The following is a 14,998-nucleotide window of genomic DNA, read 5'->3' on the forward strand; positions in this document are numbered from 1 at the left end:
CAGCTCTTTTTTTATTTGTTTTTTCGAAAAAATTAAGACCTTATTTGAATGATATTAATTGAGTAATGAATCAAAACCCTACTTCGCAATAATTGTAGAGGTTTATAGTATGTAAATTTTATAAAGTTCAGATTTGATTTTGTGAAAATAGTAACGGCAACACCTATAAATTATAGGTCAATATTATACGCAATCAACAATTACTTATAGAACATATTAGTATTGATTTAATAAATCATTTTAAAAGTTAGAACACAAACCCATAATTATTGATCGTGATAAGGTAGTTTTAAAGTTTTTCCTAGGGATCTAAACTGAAATTTTAATATAAATAGGAACCAAATGGTTCGTTAAGACTACTTTTCTAGCATATCAATAACTAATTAAGAGCAAATAAGTTTGCTACAGAGTGAATGAGAAGCCTAAAATAAAATTCCTACCCGCTGCACTTATACCCGAAGAATAGGGTCTGTACCTTTTATTAAGAATGTTTTCAATAGTTAGATAACCATTCCAGTGTTTGTTAATTTTATAATTATTGCTCAAATTTAAGCTAAGCCAATCTGGAGAATAAGGGTTTCCATTGCGGTCTTTTGCATATAGATAGGCTTTATCTTTCTCAGTATTTGCTAAATCATTAAAATTAATTTCGCCGTTGTATTCAAGTTCTAATTTAGAACTCAACTTTTTTGATTGATATTTTAGATTAAATGTGCTAAACATTGGAGGAACATGACGTACAGGACTCCCATCCTTATATTCTCCGTAGGTTAGGTTTAAATTCCCCTCCGCAGTTAATCGATTGCTTACTTTTAGAATAGAGTTGATATTTATTCCCCAAACCTGAGCATTGTCCGCATTGGTTATAGCCTGAATTTTACTTTCAGCACCGTCATAAATCATTGTATTTTCTCCATTTAGACTGTAATTGGTTCGTACCATAGCTTGATCTAAATAGGAGTAAAATGCATTAATCTCAGTAAAGAATACTTTGGCAAAAGTCTTACTAATATTTACCTCAAAATTATAGATGTATTCAGGTTTTAAATCCTTATTAGGAACCACTACCGAACCTGGCTCAGAATCAAAAACTTTACCGATATCGTCAATATTTGGGGCTCTGAATCCACTTGTAGCATTAAGTTTTAGAATCCAGTCGTTTTCAGATTGGTAAGTGATTCCGATACCACCATTTAAAGCACCTGTTGATAAATCTAAATTACTAAAAGGAAATTCATAAAAAGTATTGTCTAATTGTGAATCAATCCAAATATGAGAATACCTTACTCCCGAATTCAGAGTCCACTGATGATTAAGTTTCCATTTTAAATTGGAATATAAGGCAAAACTTGATTGTTTTGAATTGTCAGGATATCGACTTGCTATAGCAGTTTTATTGCCATTTAGAATATCTTGAGAATATCCTTTTGAGTCTAGTTTGTTTACATGCCATTCTGTTCCATAAAACAGATGAACATTATCGGTAATTATTTTTTCTGCATCCGCGTTTATGGAGTATATATTCAACTTTTCAGTCCTATTTCGTTTGGTTTGGGATTGAAATTTACGGTCGTGCCTGCTTTCCTGATAGTTCTGATACGCCGCTATAATTTTAAACGAATCGTAGATAGTTGTGGCTTCTGTATTATTGTAGTTTAACGAATGCAATTGTAATTTCTGAGGTCCATAGTACCATACGGAATATTTTAATTCATCATTTTTGTATTGTATTAATCTGTCGTAACGCGGAATATTTGAGCTTGTGGTATATTGAAAATTATATAGGAGCTCAGAATGCTCATTAATTTTGTAGCGAAATTTCTGAACTGTATTAAACTGATCGTAACCACTTTGTTTTTGTTTTTTCGGATCAGAATTACTCACTATTTTATCGGAACCATTTTCTCTAATTACATATTCGTATTGTAAATAATCATCTGGTCCATGAGAACCCATTTTTAGATCATCAAAATCATTGTAACTAAAACTGCCGGCATAACTAAATTTTTCCTTTCCAAAATTGTAATTTACATGATTCATGATTCCCTTATTTGCGGAAGAATAAGAGCTTTTAATGGTGTAATTAATGTTGGATTTGTTGGAGGTGGAAAAACGCGGAGTAAACGTGTGAAAATCCATTACGCCACCTATGGCATCGCTTCCGTATATGATGGAACCAGGACCTAATATCACTTCTGTTGATTCTAAACTATTGTGATCGATATTGATTACATTTTGCAAATTGCCGCTACGGTATATTGCATTGTTTAATCTTACTCCGTCCAGAACCAATAGAACCCGGTTTGCAGAAAATCCTCTAATCATAGGACTCCCGCCGCCTAATTGGCTTTTTTGAATGTAAACTTGTTTTGAAACTTTTAATAGGTCAGCACTAGTCTGAGCAGTATTGTGTTTTATTGTTTCTTCATCTATTTTGAGAATCTTAAGTGGAATTTCGTTGGAATTTTGTTCCCACTTATTTGCAGAAACAATCACTTCTTTAATAGGGAAAATATTTGATGCTAATTTTACAATAAAGGAATTTTCTTTTATTTGCTTATAGCTTAGTTTTTGATTTCGGTAGGATGGGTGTTGAAAGAAGATGGCTTCACTATTTATAAAGTCGGAAATTTCAGCATGACCAGTTGTGTTTGATAAAACAGAATTCTGTGTATCAAAAATATAAACATCTTCAATGGGGTGATTCGTTTCTGAATCAATCACGGTTAACGTTTGGGCAAAACTAAGTTGACTAAGAATAGAGAGAAGAAAAAGTAGACCTAAGCGAATCATTTTGTTGTTTATTACATAATAAAGTTCAAATATATGATTAATAATTTAATTTGGATATCAAAAAAGGCATCTCATTGGATGCCTTTCTGTTTAATTTTCGATAATTTTTAATTCTTTGCAATTATTGATTTTTCTCCTTGGTCGTAAATCAAATCCTTTGGAATTTTTGCTCTTTGAATTCGATAAAGATCTTGGAGGAGTTCATTTCTAATATATCCTTTGTCTTTTATTAATTGATCGGCAGCAGCATAATCTCCACTGCCTTGAATTTCCAAAACAAGTGTAGCCAATGATTCAATGGCTTTTTTCATTTTGTAATCATTAATTTTGTACGTTCCCGTTTTTGAATTGTATTTAAACGCCTCCTGTTCTTCAAAGTAGTAGAAACGTATCATGTTGGCTACACCTTGTGCATCAGTAACTCCAAAACGAATTGATCTAAAAACATCAGCCATGTAGGTTACATAGTTTTCTATCATTTCAATTTCTTCTAATTGCCTCATTTCATGAACCTGATTCAGAAGGTACATTCTTAAAACGTCATTTTTAAGTTCGTTTATCACATTAGAGTGTTCTTTTAGAGCATCTTTAACTTTATTGTCGCTACTATTCGTCGAAATGCCTAATCCATTAGAAATTTCATAGAAAATAGTATTAAGGAAAAATGACTCGAAATTGACATTTTTACGCTGTTTTTCATCTATAATCAGTTCACTAATTGGATTTAGAATTTGATCAAATTTTGCCTGCATAACATTTTTAAAGTGAAGTTTACGGGATCCACATTTTATTTGATCATTTCCAATAGGAAGATTCAAACCGATTAGTTTGTTTCCTGCATTGCAATAACCAGAATTATACAATACGTCGTAAATTACGATATTAGCTGATTTTGGATCTGTATCAGATTTAAATTTATCAGCAACAGGTAAATTCTTTTGCAGAAAAGGAAGAAGAGATGCGTATTTTTCTGTTCTAGCAGTCCATTCATTATTTTTTAATAATATAAATGCACCATAAGAGTATTTTGTCCAAATCATGTGATCCTCTGTATTCACTATCGGACCTGCAATGAAATCTAATACATTATCCGTAAGGTTCATCCAAAGATGATCACTTTCATGAAAATTATCAACGAGTAAATCTTTTGCTCTTTGCTGTAAATAGGTTTTAAAACTTTCAGATTCGGCAAGTTGAGCCGCATTATTAAGATGTGTAGCAGCTTTATTTAGTTCTGATTGGTAGGCCACTTTATAAGGAACTACTTGCAGATTACCACTAGCTTCACGTTTTAAAGTGGTGAATGGATTGTATTTATTATCATCGTTCAGATTAAAAAATTCTTCCTGATTTAAATCTGTTGGAAAAAAGCCTATGCCTAATGGTCGGGGAGGGAAATCCTCAGTAAAAGGAGTGAATCCGTCCAATCGATCCCAGGGACCGTAATTAATCATAGCATATTCTCTCATATGAGGATCAATCATTCCATTTAAAAGCTCTTCTTTATTGCCATAAGCCTGCAACCAATAAACTTCATCAATGGCATTTGCTGCTTTAATTAAATGTGAAAATAGTTTTATCTGATTGGGAGATAGAGCACTCAGGTCGGCCGAAAGTTTTACCTTTGCGTAATTTGCCAATTTACGTTGCATTACAGAATCTGGTGTTTTATTTTCTTCAACTTTTTTGTTTGGTTGACAAGAAAATGCACAAAAAATAAAAATAATCAGCCCCAATAAATAGAAGTTATTCCGTATCATAATGGTAAGGTTTTGATGTTATCAAAAGTAAATGTCAATAAAATCGAACATGAAAAGATCGACTGGGCGAATAGGGTTTTTCATAGAGTATGAACACTGTATATCACTCTTTATAAGTTACAAAAAATACTCTCTGAAAAAAAATTGAATAGAAGGGGATTTTGAGGAAGATCTTTTCGTTTGAAATGATAGGAATAAAAAATCAACACTTGAATAACTTATAGTGTTATTACAAATGTTGATTTGATATTTAGTTAATGCTATGCTTTGTCTTTATTTTCTTTAGGATATTCTATTCTTGCATGATAAACATTGACCAAAGCGTTGGTGAATATGTCCTTTATTTCATTTATATTTTTGAATGTGATATCTGCATTAGCAAATCGATTTTCGCGAATTTGTTTGTCAATAATGTTATCGATCAATTCTCGAATGGTATCAGGAGTTTTAACTTTTAAACTTCTTGATGCAGCTTCAACACCATCAGCCATCATTAATACTGCAGTTTCTTTCGTAAATGGATCTGGTCCAGGATACTTAAATTTTTCTTCGTCGATTTCCTTTTCGGGATATTTATTTTTAAACGAAGTATAAAAATACATTACTTTTCCTGCTCCATGATGCGTTTCTATAAAGTCGATTATTTGTTGAGGCAATTTGTGTTTTTTTGCAATTTTCACTCCATATTTTACATGATCGGTGATAATTTGAGCACTTTTATCAAATTCTAAACTGTCATGTGGATTTTTGTTTGACAATTGATTTTCGATGAAATAAACTGGGTGTTTCATTTTCCCAATATCATGATATAAAGCTCCGGTTCGTACCAACAAAGGGTTTCCTCCAATTTTATTAATTGCAGCCTCTGCTAAATTGGCAACTTGCAGGCAGTGTTGAAATGTTCCAGGTGATTGCTTGGTAAGTTCACGTAATAGAGGGTGGTTTTGATTTGATAACTCAATTAAAGTAACATCTGACATGAAGCCAAATAATTTTTCAAAAATATAAATAAGAGAATACGAGAAAGTAAGTAATAATCCATTAATCGCAAACCACACAAAGTTAAACCATTCAATTTCGTTAATCTTACTAATTTGCGTTATCGCAAAAGCGAAATAAACCACACTATAAGTTAGGAATGTGATAATTCCAGTTAAAACTAGCTGTCCTCTTCTCTCCAAACGGGGAAGACTATAAATAGCCATAATACCAGCAGCCAATTGTAAAAAGACAAACTCAAATCCATTTGGAGCTAAAAATCCGGTAATAAGTACGGTTATAATAAAAACAAATAATGCTGTACGACTGTCCATTAAGGTTCGCACAACTATTGTTATTAATGCAAATGGAATGATGTAAATATTTATCTTAGGAAACTTTAAGACCAAACTAGTAATGGCAACAAACATGAGTACCAGTAGGAAAATGAACAACATTTTTTTATTGTCGTGTAAGATTGCTCGTCGAAAGTTTCTCAGGTATAAAAATAGCAATACAATACAGGAAATGATTAATAGTCCTTGTCCACCAACTATTAAATAATGATTCTGTGACGAGCCTAAAATATTTTCATAGTCTTTCTTAAGCGATTCTAGAATAATAAAGGTTTTATCGTCGATAATATCACCTTTAAGAACAATTCGAGTTGCATAATCAACCTTTCCTTGGGTAAGAGAAATATTGGAAAGCATGCTGCTTTTCACTTGATTCGACATCTCTTCATCGAAGAATAAATTGGGAATTAAATAAGAATCAAGATTTAGATCCTGAATAAATCCTTGAAATTCGGGAGTTTTAAAATCAGATTTAACCTGATTGCTTAGGTTTTGGTAGGCAGATCGAGATGAAAATACTTTATCTACAGCTATCAATTCATTAACATTATTGCGTGACTTATTTATGATTTTTGGTAATTGAAAGCCATATTTTTGTTGCTCTTCCTGAAGTTCGACAATGCCAGCTTCATAAAAACTTGAAAGATTTGTTTTTAAATAATTATAGGTTAATAATTTTTCAGCTTCTATTCTTTTATCTGAATAATTGAGTTTTTTAAAGCCTGATGATTTTTCAAAATTTTTCCATTTTTTAGCAAATCCAGATTCCAGTTTTTTAATAATTTTTGGATAAACGGATGTGTCGGTTTTGAAGAATGGATTGTATCTGGTAAGAATACTATCTCTATCCTGATTTAGTTCTTTTTCTGTTTTTAAAATTGAAAAATCGAAGGGTGCAATGAGTGTTTCATGCATCCATGGCTTGCCTTTTTGGTATTCATATTTGAAATTTCCGATATTGGGAAACAAAAGAGCAATTAAAATAACAGTAATAGTTGTTATACAAAATCGATATATGTTACTTATGTTCTGACGAATCCATCTGAAGTATTTATTCATTCTGTAGTTCGATTTAAATGTTATTGCACTGTTGAAAATCTTTGTATAAAATTAATCGAATATCTTTTGGTAAAAAATATTTATTGCTTTCTTTTATCTACGTATTATCAAAGCAATTTTATGAATCAGAATATAAAAACATAATTATATTTTTTATATTTGATTGATACGAACATTAAGCAACTTTTAAATGAATTACGGTATTTCCGAACTTAGTATTATTCCAGTCAGAAGTGAACCTACTGAAAAAAGCGAAATGGTTACTCAGGTATTATTCGGAGAACACTTCGAACTGATAGAGGAGCGTGAAAATTGGAGTAAGGTACTATTGGCTTTCGATAAATATGAAGGTTGGGTAGATTCTAAGATGATTACCAAAATTGATAAGGCTTTTTTTACACAACTAGAAGAAAATAGAGCTGCTGTTGCCAATGACACATTTAATTTAGTTTTTCAGGAAAAGGATTATTCGAATAAATTAATCGTACCCGGAAGCTCATTTCCATTCTGTGATCAGGAAAATAAATCATTTTTGATAGGTGATAAAAAATATTTTTATCAAGGAATGGTGAGCGATAATGGTTTTGATGATCAAATACGGGATTATATTATAGAAGCAGCCTTAAAATACTTCAATTCGCCTTATTTGTGGGGAGGAAGAACTCCTTACGGTATCGATTGTTCAGGATTAACTCAAATTGTTTACAAATTGAATGGAATTAGCCTTCCTCGTGATGCAAGTCAGCAGGTATTGGTGGGTGAACCATTAACATTTGTAGAAGAGGCACTTCCGGGTGATTTGGCTTTTTTTGATAATGAAGAAGGGAAGATTACTCATGTAGGAATTATTTGGGACCGACACAAGATCATCCACGCTTCGGGGAAAGTAAGAATTGATAATGTAGATCATCAGGGTATTTTTAATGTGGATACCAAGCAATACTCTCATAAGTTGCGCGTAATTAAAAGAATCATAAAATAGTAAGTGAAATAAGTTACTGCATTAAATCTTAAATTTTCATGTATACCTATCATTATCCACGACCAGCTTTAACGGTTGATTGTGCCATTTTTTGCAAAAGTAAAAATCAAACATTTGTTTTGCTGATTCAACGTGCCAACGATCCATTTAAAGAAATGTGGGCTTTCCCAGGTGGTTTTGTAGATATGGATGAGGATATTGATACAGCAGCCTATCGGGAATTAAAAGAAGAGACGGCTTTTGAAGGGGTGCAATTGGAGCAGTTTAAAACCTATGGAGCTATTGATAGAGATCCAAGGGGGAGAACGGTTTCTGTTGTGTATTTAGGGGAAATGGAAGAAGAATCCTTACCCATTGTTAAAGGTGAAGATGACGCGTTAAAAGCCCAATGGATCAATTTAAATGAATTGCCAGCTTTGGCTTTTGATCATGAGCAAATCATGAAGGAACTTTTGTTGCATTTAGGAATTAACCAGGCAAGATTCTAAATAAGTTAAGCCTTCCGGACCAAGATTAAAAACAACATCCAATATGCTTAGATTGGCTTGAAAGCCATGTTTTTCTCCAAAAACCTGAGTGTATGGACTTGGCTTGAAGAGCAAATCCATTTTGTTTTTAGATGCTTTTGGATGAATACCATCACGATAATCATCAATGTTTTCATTACCAATTTCGACATAATCACTTGTCAATTCAACATTTGGTTCAATCTCAAGCATGGAGCAAATTTCTTGTTGTATTTCCATATTAAACTCTAGCAGATTATCCCATTTCTGATTGAAAAAGCGTTCCAAATCATCAATGTAATACTCGTAAAATGGAGATGACTTGTATGCCGATTCAATGCCCTTTAAATGAAGTTTTTGCCAGTTTGTGTCATATGATATTTTAACATCCCTAGTTAAAATTTTCTTGCTCGTTGCTTTAACCACTGGTATTGATAAGGGAAGTACTCCATTAGCTCCATAAATATTGCATCTGTTTCGGTACGATTGCTTTGAATAGTTTTCCCACTGTTCAATTAGCACTTTATCGTACTGAATTAACTTGCAATAATATTGAATTGGGGCAAAATATGATGTTGCCAGTATAGCTTGAGTATTTTCCATTTTGGTGATATCTAGAGAGTGCGAAACTACAAAAATCATCTTAAAAGAAAAAGACACCTAAATGGTGTCTTTTCATTATTTTATTTTTGAATAATTTAGTGAATCCACTTAAATATTCTATTCCATCTTACTTTATTGAATCCACTCTTATTTTTATCTAGCGAAAGCCAAACGAAAGATGCTTTTCCAACAATGTGATCTTCTGGTACATATCCCCAGTAACGAGAATCCGCAGACATATGACGATTATCACCCATCATCCAGTAATAATTCATATCAAAAGTGTATGATTTTGAGGGCTCTCCATTAATGTAAATTGTAGAATCTTTAACAGCTAAAGTATTGCCTTCGTAAGCATTAATCGCTCTTTCGTAAAGAGGTAGCGTTTCCAGACTAAGTTCAACGGTTTCACCTTTTTGAGGAATAACAAGAGGTCCAAAATTATCTCTGTTCCAATTGTTATTAGCGCTAAATGGGAAAACATCCTCTGGAGCACCAACATTGTATGTCATTTTAACCATTGAAGAAACATTGCTTAGCTTTTCCAGCTTAGCCGCCTTAGCTTCGGATAATGGCATTTCATATATGGAACCACTCTGACCAATTTCGCTTTTGGTAACATTCATTTCATCCAATTTTCTTGGATTTATTAGAGTTCCATTGGTTCGAATTTGATATCGAAACTGCATTTCTTCTATTTTTTCCTGAATTTTACCATTGATGTACAATTGCCCATCTACACTTAGAATTGTATCTCCAGGCATAGCTACACAACGCTTAATGTAATTCTCACGTTTGTCAACAGGTCTGGTTCTTATCTCTTTATTTTTCGCGTAATATTTTTTTGCAAAATCTTTGTATGCTTTGTCCGACTGAAGTTTTCTACCTTTCTTCATATCCGATGCTTTTAGCGAATTGGTAAAAGCTCTGATTTGAGAATGATAATCGGGATTTTCAGCGCCAACCACTATAGTATCACCGGCCGGAAAGTTAAAAACAACAACATCGTTTCTTTTTATTTCACCAATACCAGCAAGTCTTTTGTATTTCCAATTGATCCACTCTAAATACGATTTAGTTTTAGTGGTACCTGGCATTGTGTGATGCGCAAAAGGGAAGGATAGAGGAGTATTCGGTATTTTTGGACCGTATGCAACCTTGCTAACAAATAGGTAATCACCAACAAGTAATGACTTTTCCATCGACGAGGTTGGAATTGTGTATGCTTCGATAAAAAACATTCTGATGATGGTAGCAGCAACAACAGCAAATATAATTGCATCAATCCATTCAACGGCTACACTTTGTTTTTTAACTCCTTTTTTCTTCCAAAAAGCCCAATGTACTTTTTTACTGATATAAACGTCGAATAGTATTGGTAAACCAAGAATTAGCCAAAAGTTACCAATCCAGATTATCATTAGTAAAGCAATAATCAGAGCTACTGAAAATTTAAACCATTTGTTTTTTAATATATCCCTCATTCAATCTATTTTAAATGATTACTTAAATTTCATGTTTATTATAGTTGCAACAAGTCATTCATACCGTAAAACCCAGATTTTTCGGGCATGAATTCAGCCGCCAATACAGCTCCCAGCGCAAATCCTTTTCTACTATAGGCTTGATGCTGAATTGATATTTCATCGACCTCAGAATGCCATGTAATGGAGTGAGTTCCTGGAACCGCACCATGCCTTTTCGCTAGTATGCTAAGTTCGTCCTCCTTCATACTGCTTGCTTCAATCCACTTGTCTTTTTTAGGGTGATTCTCAAGAATTCCATCCGCTAATGTAAGGGCAGTTCCACTTGGTGAATCCAATTTGTGAATGTGATGAATTTCTTCCATATCCACATTGTATTCACTAAAAGGTGCCATAAGTTTGGCAAGTTTTTTATTTAATTCGAAAAATAAATTTACTCCTAAACTAAAATTTGAAGCATAGAAAAAGCCATTTCCTTTTTGACAATAATCTTTTACATTTTCCATTTTATCCAACCATCCGGTTGTGCCTGATACAACAGGAACATTAGCCTTAAAGCATTCTAAATAATTATTGTAGGCTGAATCCGGATTTGTAAACTCAATGGCTACATCAATATCAGTAAGTTGTTCAGAGCAAAGTTCATTAGAGTTGTTCTGATCAATAATTAATCCAATTTCGTGACCGCGACTAATGGCAATTTGTTCAATTTCCTTGCCCATTTTTCCGTAGCCGATGATTGCAATTTTCATTTGTGGTTTATTTATGGGAATTGTATGGTTAATAGTTTCCCTTATATTAATGATTCCAAAAATAGTAAATCCGTTTTACAACAAGGCATAGTAATATTTTTAATTGCTGTCTTTTTCGATATTATTGGTTAAATAAGCAGTAATCGGATAAATTTAGAGGATAAAATTAGCGCATAAAAAAAAGGGATTGTGATTCACAATCCCTTTTCAAAGTAATTAATTTATAGTACTATTTAGCTGTTTGTGCTTTTCCTACAACAGCTTTAAATGCTTCTGGATGATTCATCGCTAAATCAGCAAGAACCTTACGGTTAATCTCGATGTTAGCTTTGTGCATCAAACCGATTAGTTGAGAGTAAGATAAACCTTCTAGTCTTGCAGCAGCATTAATACGCTGAATCCACAATGCACGGAAGTTAGTTTTCTTCTTCTTTCTATCACGGTATGCATATTGCAAACCTTTCTCGTAAGTATTTTTAGCTACGGTCCAAACGTTTGCTCTTGCACCAAAGTTTCCTCTGGTTTCTTTTAAAATTTTCTTTCTTCTAGCTCTTGAAGCTACAGAATTTACTGATCTTGGCATAATTCCTAATTTTTGAATGTTAGCGTTCCACTTAAGGACTCTTTGGTGCTAAATCACTCGGTTAATAAACTTAAAAAATCAATTAATGATTCTTACAACATGTTAAGCATTAACTTAACGTTTTTCTGGTCTGCTTTGTTAACAGTTCCAAAATAGGTAAGATTTCTCTTCCTTTTAGTGCTTTTCTTTGTCAAGATGTGACTCTTAAAAGCGTGCTTTCTTTTGATTTTTCCAGATGCAGTCAAAGTAAATCTTTTCTTTGCACTGCAATTTGTTTTCATCTTAGGCATTGTACAAACTAATTATTGATTATATAAACTATATTACTTTTTCTTTGGTGTTATGAACATTGTCATACGTTTTCCTTCCAAACGAGGCATTTGTTCTACTTTACCTAATTCTTCCAGATCCTGAGCAAATTTCAGTAATAAAATCTCACCCTTATCCTTAAAAAGAATAGAACGACCCTTAAAGAAAACGTAAGCTTTCACCTTTGCTCCTTCGTTAAGGAATTTTTCGGCATGCTTCAATTTAAAGTTGTAATCATGTTCGTCGGTATTTGGTCCGAAACGAATTTCTTTCACAATAACTTTAACCGCTTTAGCCTTCATTTCCTTTTGTTTCTTTTTCTGCTGATAAAGAAACTTTTTGTAATCGATGATTTTACAAACGGGTGGATCGGCTTTTGGTGAAATTTCAACTAAATCCAATTCTTGATCTTCAGCAAATTTCAATGCTTCAGAAATTGAATAAACTCCTGGTTCTACGTTTTCTCCGACAACGCGAACACTGCGGGCTCTAATTAACTTGTTAATTTTGTGTAGAGCCTCCTGAGGCTTTCTTGGTCCTCTGTTTCTTTGATGAAATCCAGCTATGGCTTGGTCCTCCTCTTTAGTTAGTAATTCTCGATAGAAGACAATTGAGCTTCTACTTCTTTGTTAATAAATTCTGTAAATTCTGTAATAGTCATTGATCCCATATCTCCTTCTCCTTGTTTACGAACCGAAACAGTATCTTCTGTTGCTTCTTTTTCGCCAACAATAATAAGGTATGGGGTCTTTTTCAACTCGTTGTCACGGATTTTACGTCCGATTTTCTCGTTGCGATCATCTAATACGGCGCGAATATCGGAATTATTTAACGAATTTAAAACTTTTTTTGCATAATCGTTGTATTTTTCGCTAATCGGCATGATCACAGCTTGTTCAGGTGTTAACCACAATGGGAATTTACCACCTGTATGTTCCAGTAAAACGGCAACAAATCGTTCCATCGAACCAAATGGTGCGCGGTGAATCATAATTGGTCTGTGTTTTTGGTTATCGCTACCCACATATTCCAATTCGAAACGTTCAGGTAAATTGTAATCTACCTGAATAGTACCTAACTGCCACTTACGTCCGATTGCATCCTTAATCATAAAGTCAAGCTTAGGACCGTAGAATGCTGCTTCTCCGTATTCAATAACAGTATTCAATCCTTTTTCTTCAGCTGCTTCAAGAATAGCCGCCTCTGCCTTATCCCAATTTTCTTCTTTTCCGATGTACTTCTCACGATTTACTTTATCTCGTAAAGAAACCTGTGCGGTATATTCTGTAAAATTAAGAGCCTTGAAAATAATGAAGATAATATCTATTACTTTCTTGAACTCATCTTTTAACTGATCTGGAGTACAGAACAAGTGAGCATCATCTTGAGTAAAACTACGAACACGTGTCAATCCATGAAGTTCTCCACTTTGTTCGTAACGATAAACGGTTCCAAATTCTGCAAAACGAACCGGAAGATCTTTATATGAACGAGGCTTAAATTTGTATGCTTCGCAATGGTGAGGACAGTTCATTGGCTTCAACAAATACTCTTCCCCTTCTTGTGGAGTTTGAATTGCCTGAAACGAATCTTCACCATACTTATCGTAGTGACCAGAAGTTTTGTACAAGTTAATGTTACCGATATGAGGTGTGATGATTTGCTCATAACCGAATTTCTTCTGTACTCTCTTCAAAAAGTTTTCAAGGCTTTCGCGCAATTGAGCACCTTTAGGCAACCAAATTGGCATTCCTTGTCCAACATTCTGCGAGAAAGTGAACAATTCCATTTCCTTACCCAATTTACGATGGTCGCGCTTCTTCGCTTCTTCCATCATCAGTACATACTCATCTAAGAATTTCTTCTTTGGGAAAGTAATACCGTAAACACGAGTCAACTGTGGACGTTTTTCATCACCTCTCCAGTAAGCACCAGCTATCGAATTTAGTTTAATAGCCTTAATGTAGCTTGTATTTGGCAAGTGAGGACCTCTACATAAATCGGTAAATTCACCTTGCTTGTAAAAGCTGATAGTACCATCTTCCAATTCATTGATCAACTCAAGCTTGTACTCTTCATTTCTCTCTTTGAAGAAAGTAAGAGCTTCCTCTTTTGTTACATCTGTTCTTGTATATTCGTTCTTGCTTCTAGCAAGTTCAAGCATTTTTTGTTCAATCTTAGGAAGGTCTTTATCGGTAAGTGCCGTTCCGTTTCCTAAATCTACATCGTAGTAAAAGCCCATTTCAATTGCCGGACCAATACCAAACTTAACTCCAGGGTACAATGCTTCTAATGCCTCAGCCATTAAGTGAGCCGAAGAATGCCAAAAAGCATGCTTTCCTTCTTCATCATTCCAAGTATGAAGCTTAATACTTGCATCTTCAGTAATCTGGCGTGTTAGATCATACAACTGCTCGTTCACGCTAATAGACAAAACTTCTTTTGCCAATCGACTAGAAATGCTTTTTGCGATCTCAATACCTGAGACTCCAGCTTCAAACTCTTTTACTGTTCCATCTGGAAATGTAATTTTAATCATCCTATTGTGTTTAATTTTTATTCACACTGCTACAAACCAGCATGATATACTTAAATAGAAAAATGAATTTCGATAAGTTAATGCGCTTGTTTTTTTATCAAAAATCAAGCTTTCGGAAATTCAATCCACAAAGATATAACTTTCTTCACAAATCAGACTTGAAAATGTAAATCTAAATGAAGTATTTAAGGAGATTTTTTAGAATCGAATTTCTAATGGATAAGGACTGATCGCACTCTATTTGGATAAATTGTGATTGTTTATTTGATAATTTGGTTCCCAGAATAGGCATTT

Annotated in this window: 12 protein-coding genes; 2 read left to right on the forward strand and 10 right to left on the reverse strand. The window is 33.6% G+C overall.

All coding sequences use genetic code 11. The features are described from left to right. Window positions 1-402 precede the first annotated feature (402 nt). From GCQ56_RS04480 to GCQ56_RS04490, 3 genes are all read right to left on the reverse strand, one after another. Window positions 403-2,793, reverse strand: coding sequence for a TonB-dependent siderophore receptor (locus tag GCQ56_RS04480; RefSeq protein ID WP_152733174.1), 2,391 nt, complete (start codon window positions 2,791-2,793; stop codon window positions 403-405). 107 nt (window positions 2,794-2,900) lie between these two features. Continuing rightward, window positions 2,901-4,553 (reverse strand): Zn-dependent hydrolase, encoded by a 1,653-nt coding sequence (locus GCQ56_RS04485; RefSeq protein ID WP_152733175.1) that lies wholly within the window; start codon window positions 4,551-4,553, stop codon window positions 2,901-2,903. Between the two features lie 260 nt (window positions 4,554-4,813). Then, the gene (locus GCQ56_RS04490; protein ID WP_152733176.1) at window positions 4,814-6,946 is read right to left on the reverse strand and encodes an HD family phosphohydrolase; all 2,133 of its coding nucleotides are present in this window, start codon (window positions 6,944-6,946) and stop codon (window positions 4,814-4,816) included. 190 nt (window positions 6,947-7,136) lie between these two features. On the opposite strand from GCQ56_RS04490, the gene GCQ56_RS04495 reads away from it, so the two are divergent. Next, window positions 7,137-7,928 carry a C40 family peptidase gene (locus GCQ56_RS04495; RefSeq protein ID WP_152733177.1) on the forward strand — a complete coding sequence of 264 codons (792 nt, stop codon included), beginning with the start codon at window positions 7,137-7,139 and terminating at the stop codon, window positions 7,926-7,928. A 38-nt stretch (window positions 7,929-7,966) separates the two neighbouring features. After that, a complete protein-coding gene (locus tag GCQ56_RS04500) occupies window positions 7,967-8,416 on the forward strand; it encodes an NUDIX hydrolase (RefSeq protein WP_152733178.1) in 450 nt (149 codons plus the stop codon). Here GCQ56_RS04500 and GCQ56_RS04505 read toward each other — a convergent pair. The 7 genes from GCQ56_RS04505 to thrS all read right to left on the reverse strand — a co-directional run bounded on the left by GCQ56_RS04505 (window position 8,390) and on the right by thrS (window position 14,704). Next, window positions 8,390-9,037, reverse strand: a complete 648-nt coding sequence (locus GCQ56_RS04505; protein WP_152733179.1) for a WbqC family protein — start codon at window positions 9,035-9,037, stop codon at window positions 8,390-8,392. The two genes, GCQ56_RS04500 and GCQ56_RS04505, sit on opposite strands and share 27 nt — an antisense overlap. Before the next feature lie 95 nt (window positions 9,038-9,132). Further along, window positions 9,133-10,521: a signal peptidase I gene (gene lepB / locus GCQ56_RS04510; RefSeq protein ID WP_152733180.1), complete on the reverse strand. Its 1,389-nt coding sequence runs from the start codon at window positions 10,519-10,521 to the stop codon at window positions 9,133-9,135. Window positions 10,522-10,559: 38 nt separating this feature from the next. After that, window positions 10,560-11,273, reverse strand: a complete 714-nt coding sequence (dapB, locus tag GCQ56_RS04515) for a 4-hydroxy-tetrahydrodipicolinate reductase (RefSeq protein WP_152733181.1) — start codon at window positions 11,271-11,273, stop codon at window positions 10,560-10,562. Window positions 11,274-11,502: 229 nt separating this feature from the next. Then, entirely contained in the window at window positions 11,503-11,856 is a 354-nt protein-coding gene (gene rplT / locus GCQ56_RS04520) for a 50S ribosomal protein L20 (protein ID WP_152733182.1), read from the reverse strand. Between the two features lie 92 nt (window positions 11,857-11,948). Further along, entirely contained in the window at window positions 11,949-12,146 is a 198-nt protein-coding gene (gene rpmI, locus GCQ56_RS04525; RefSeq protein WP_054722596.1) for a 50S ribosomal protein L35, read from the reverse strand. Window positions 12,147-12,179: 33 nt separating this feature from the next. Beyond that, window positions 12,180-12,776 carry a translation initiation factor IF-3 gene (gene infC / locus GCQ56_RS04530; protein WP_370452663.1) on the reverse strand — a complete coding sequence of 199 codons (597 nt, stop codon included), beginning with the start codon at window positions 12,774-12,776 and terminating at the stop codon, window positions 12,180-12,182. Then, on the reverse strand, window positions 12,752-14,704 hold the full coding sequence (thrS, locus tag GCQ56_RS04535; protein ID WP_152733183.1) for a threonine--tRNA ligase: 1,953 nt from the start codon (window positions 14,702-14,704) through the stop codon (window positions 12,752-12,754). The genes infC and thrS overlap by 25 nt, the downstream gene beginning before the upstream one ends. Window positions 14,705-14,998 lie beyond the last annotated feature (294 nt).

Origin of the sequence: Marinifilum sp. N1E240 (assembly GCF_009295825.1) — a bacterium.
Classification (GTDB): Bacteria; Bacteroidota; Bacteroidia; order Bacteroidales; family Marinifilaceae; genus Marinifilum_A; species Marinifilum_A sediminis.

What these genes read in the sequence shown, in the direction of transcription:
- GCQ56_RS04500 (WP_152733178.1), top strand. Translation starts at nt 7,967, where the DNA reads ATGTATACCTATCATTATCCACGACCAGCTTTAACGGTTGATTGTGCC.
- GCQ56_RS04490 (WP_152733176.1), bottom strand. Translation starts at nt 6,946, where the DNA reads ATGAATAAATACTTCAGATGGATTCGTCAGAACATAAGTAACATATAT.
- rplT (WP_152733182.1), bottom strand. Translation starts at nt 11,856, where the DNA reads ATGCCAAGATCAGTAAATTCTGTAGCTTCAAGAGCTAGAAGAAAGAAA.
- GCQ56_RS04505 (WP_152733179.1), bottom strand. Translation starts at nt 9,037, where the DNA reads ATGGAAAATACTCAAGCTATACTGGCAACATCATATTTTGCCCCAATT.
- rpmI (WP_054722596.1), bottom strand. Translation starts at nt 12,146, where the DNA reads ATGCCTAAGATGAAAACAAATTGCAGTGCAAAGAAAAGATTTACTTTG.
- dapB (WP_152733181.1), bottom strand. Translation starts at nt 11,273, where the DNA reads ATGAAAATTGCAATCATCGGCTACGGAAAAATGGGCAAGGAAATTGAA.
- GCQ56_RS04495 (WP_152733177.1), top strand. Translation starts at nt 7,137, where the DNA reads ATGAATTACGGTATTTCCGAACTTAGTATTATTCCAGTCAGAAGTGAA.
- thrS (WP_152733183.1), bottom strand. Translation starts at nt 14,704, where the DNA reads ATGATTAAAATTACATTTCCAGATGGAACAGTAAAAGAGTTTGAAGCT.
- GCQ56_RS04480 (WP_152733174.1), bottom strand. Translation starts at nt 2,793, where the DNA reads ATGATTCGCTTAGGTCTACTTTTTCTTCTCTCTATTCTTAGTCAACTT.
- GCQ56_RS04485 (WP_152733175.1), bottom strand. Translation starts at nt 4,553, where the DNA reads ATGATACGGAATAACTTCTATTTATTGGGGCTGATTATTTTTATTTTT.
- lepB (WP_152733180.1), bottom strand. Translation starts at nt 10,521, where the DNA reads ATGAGGGATATATTAAAAAACAAATGGTTTAAATTTTCAGTAGCTCTG.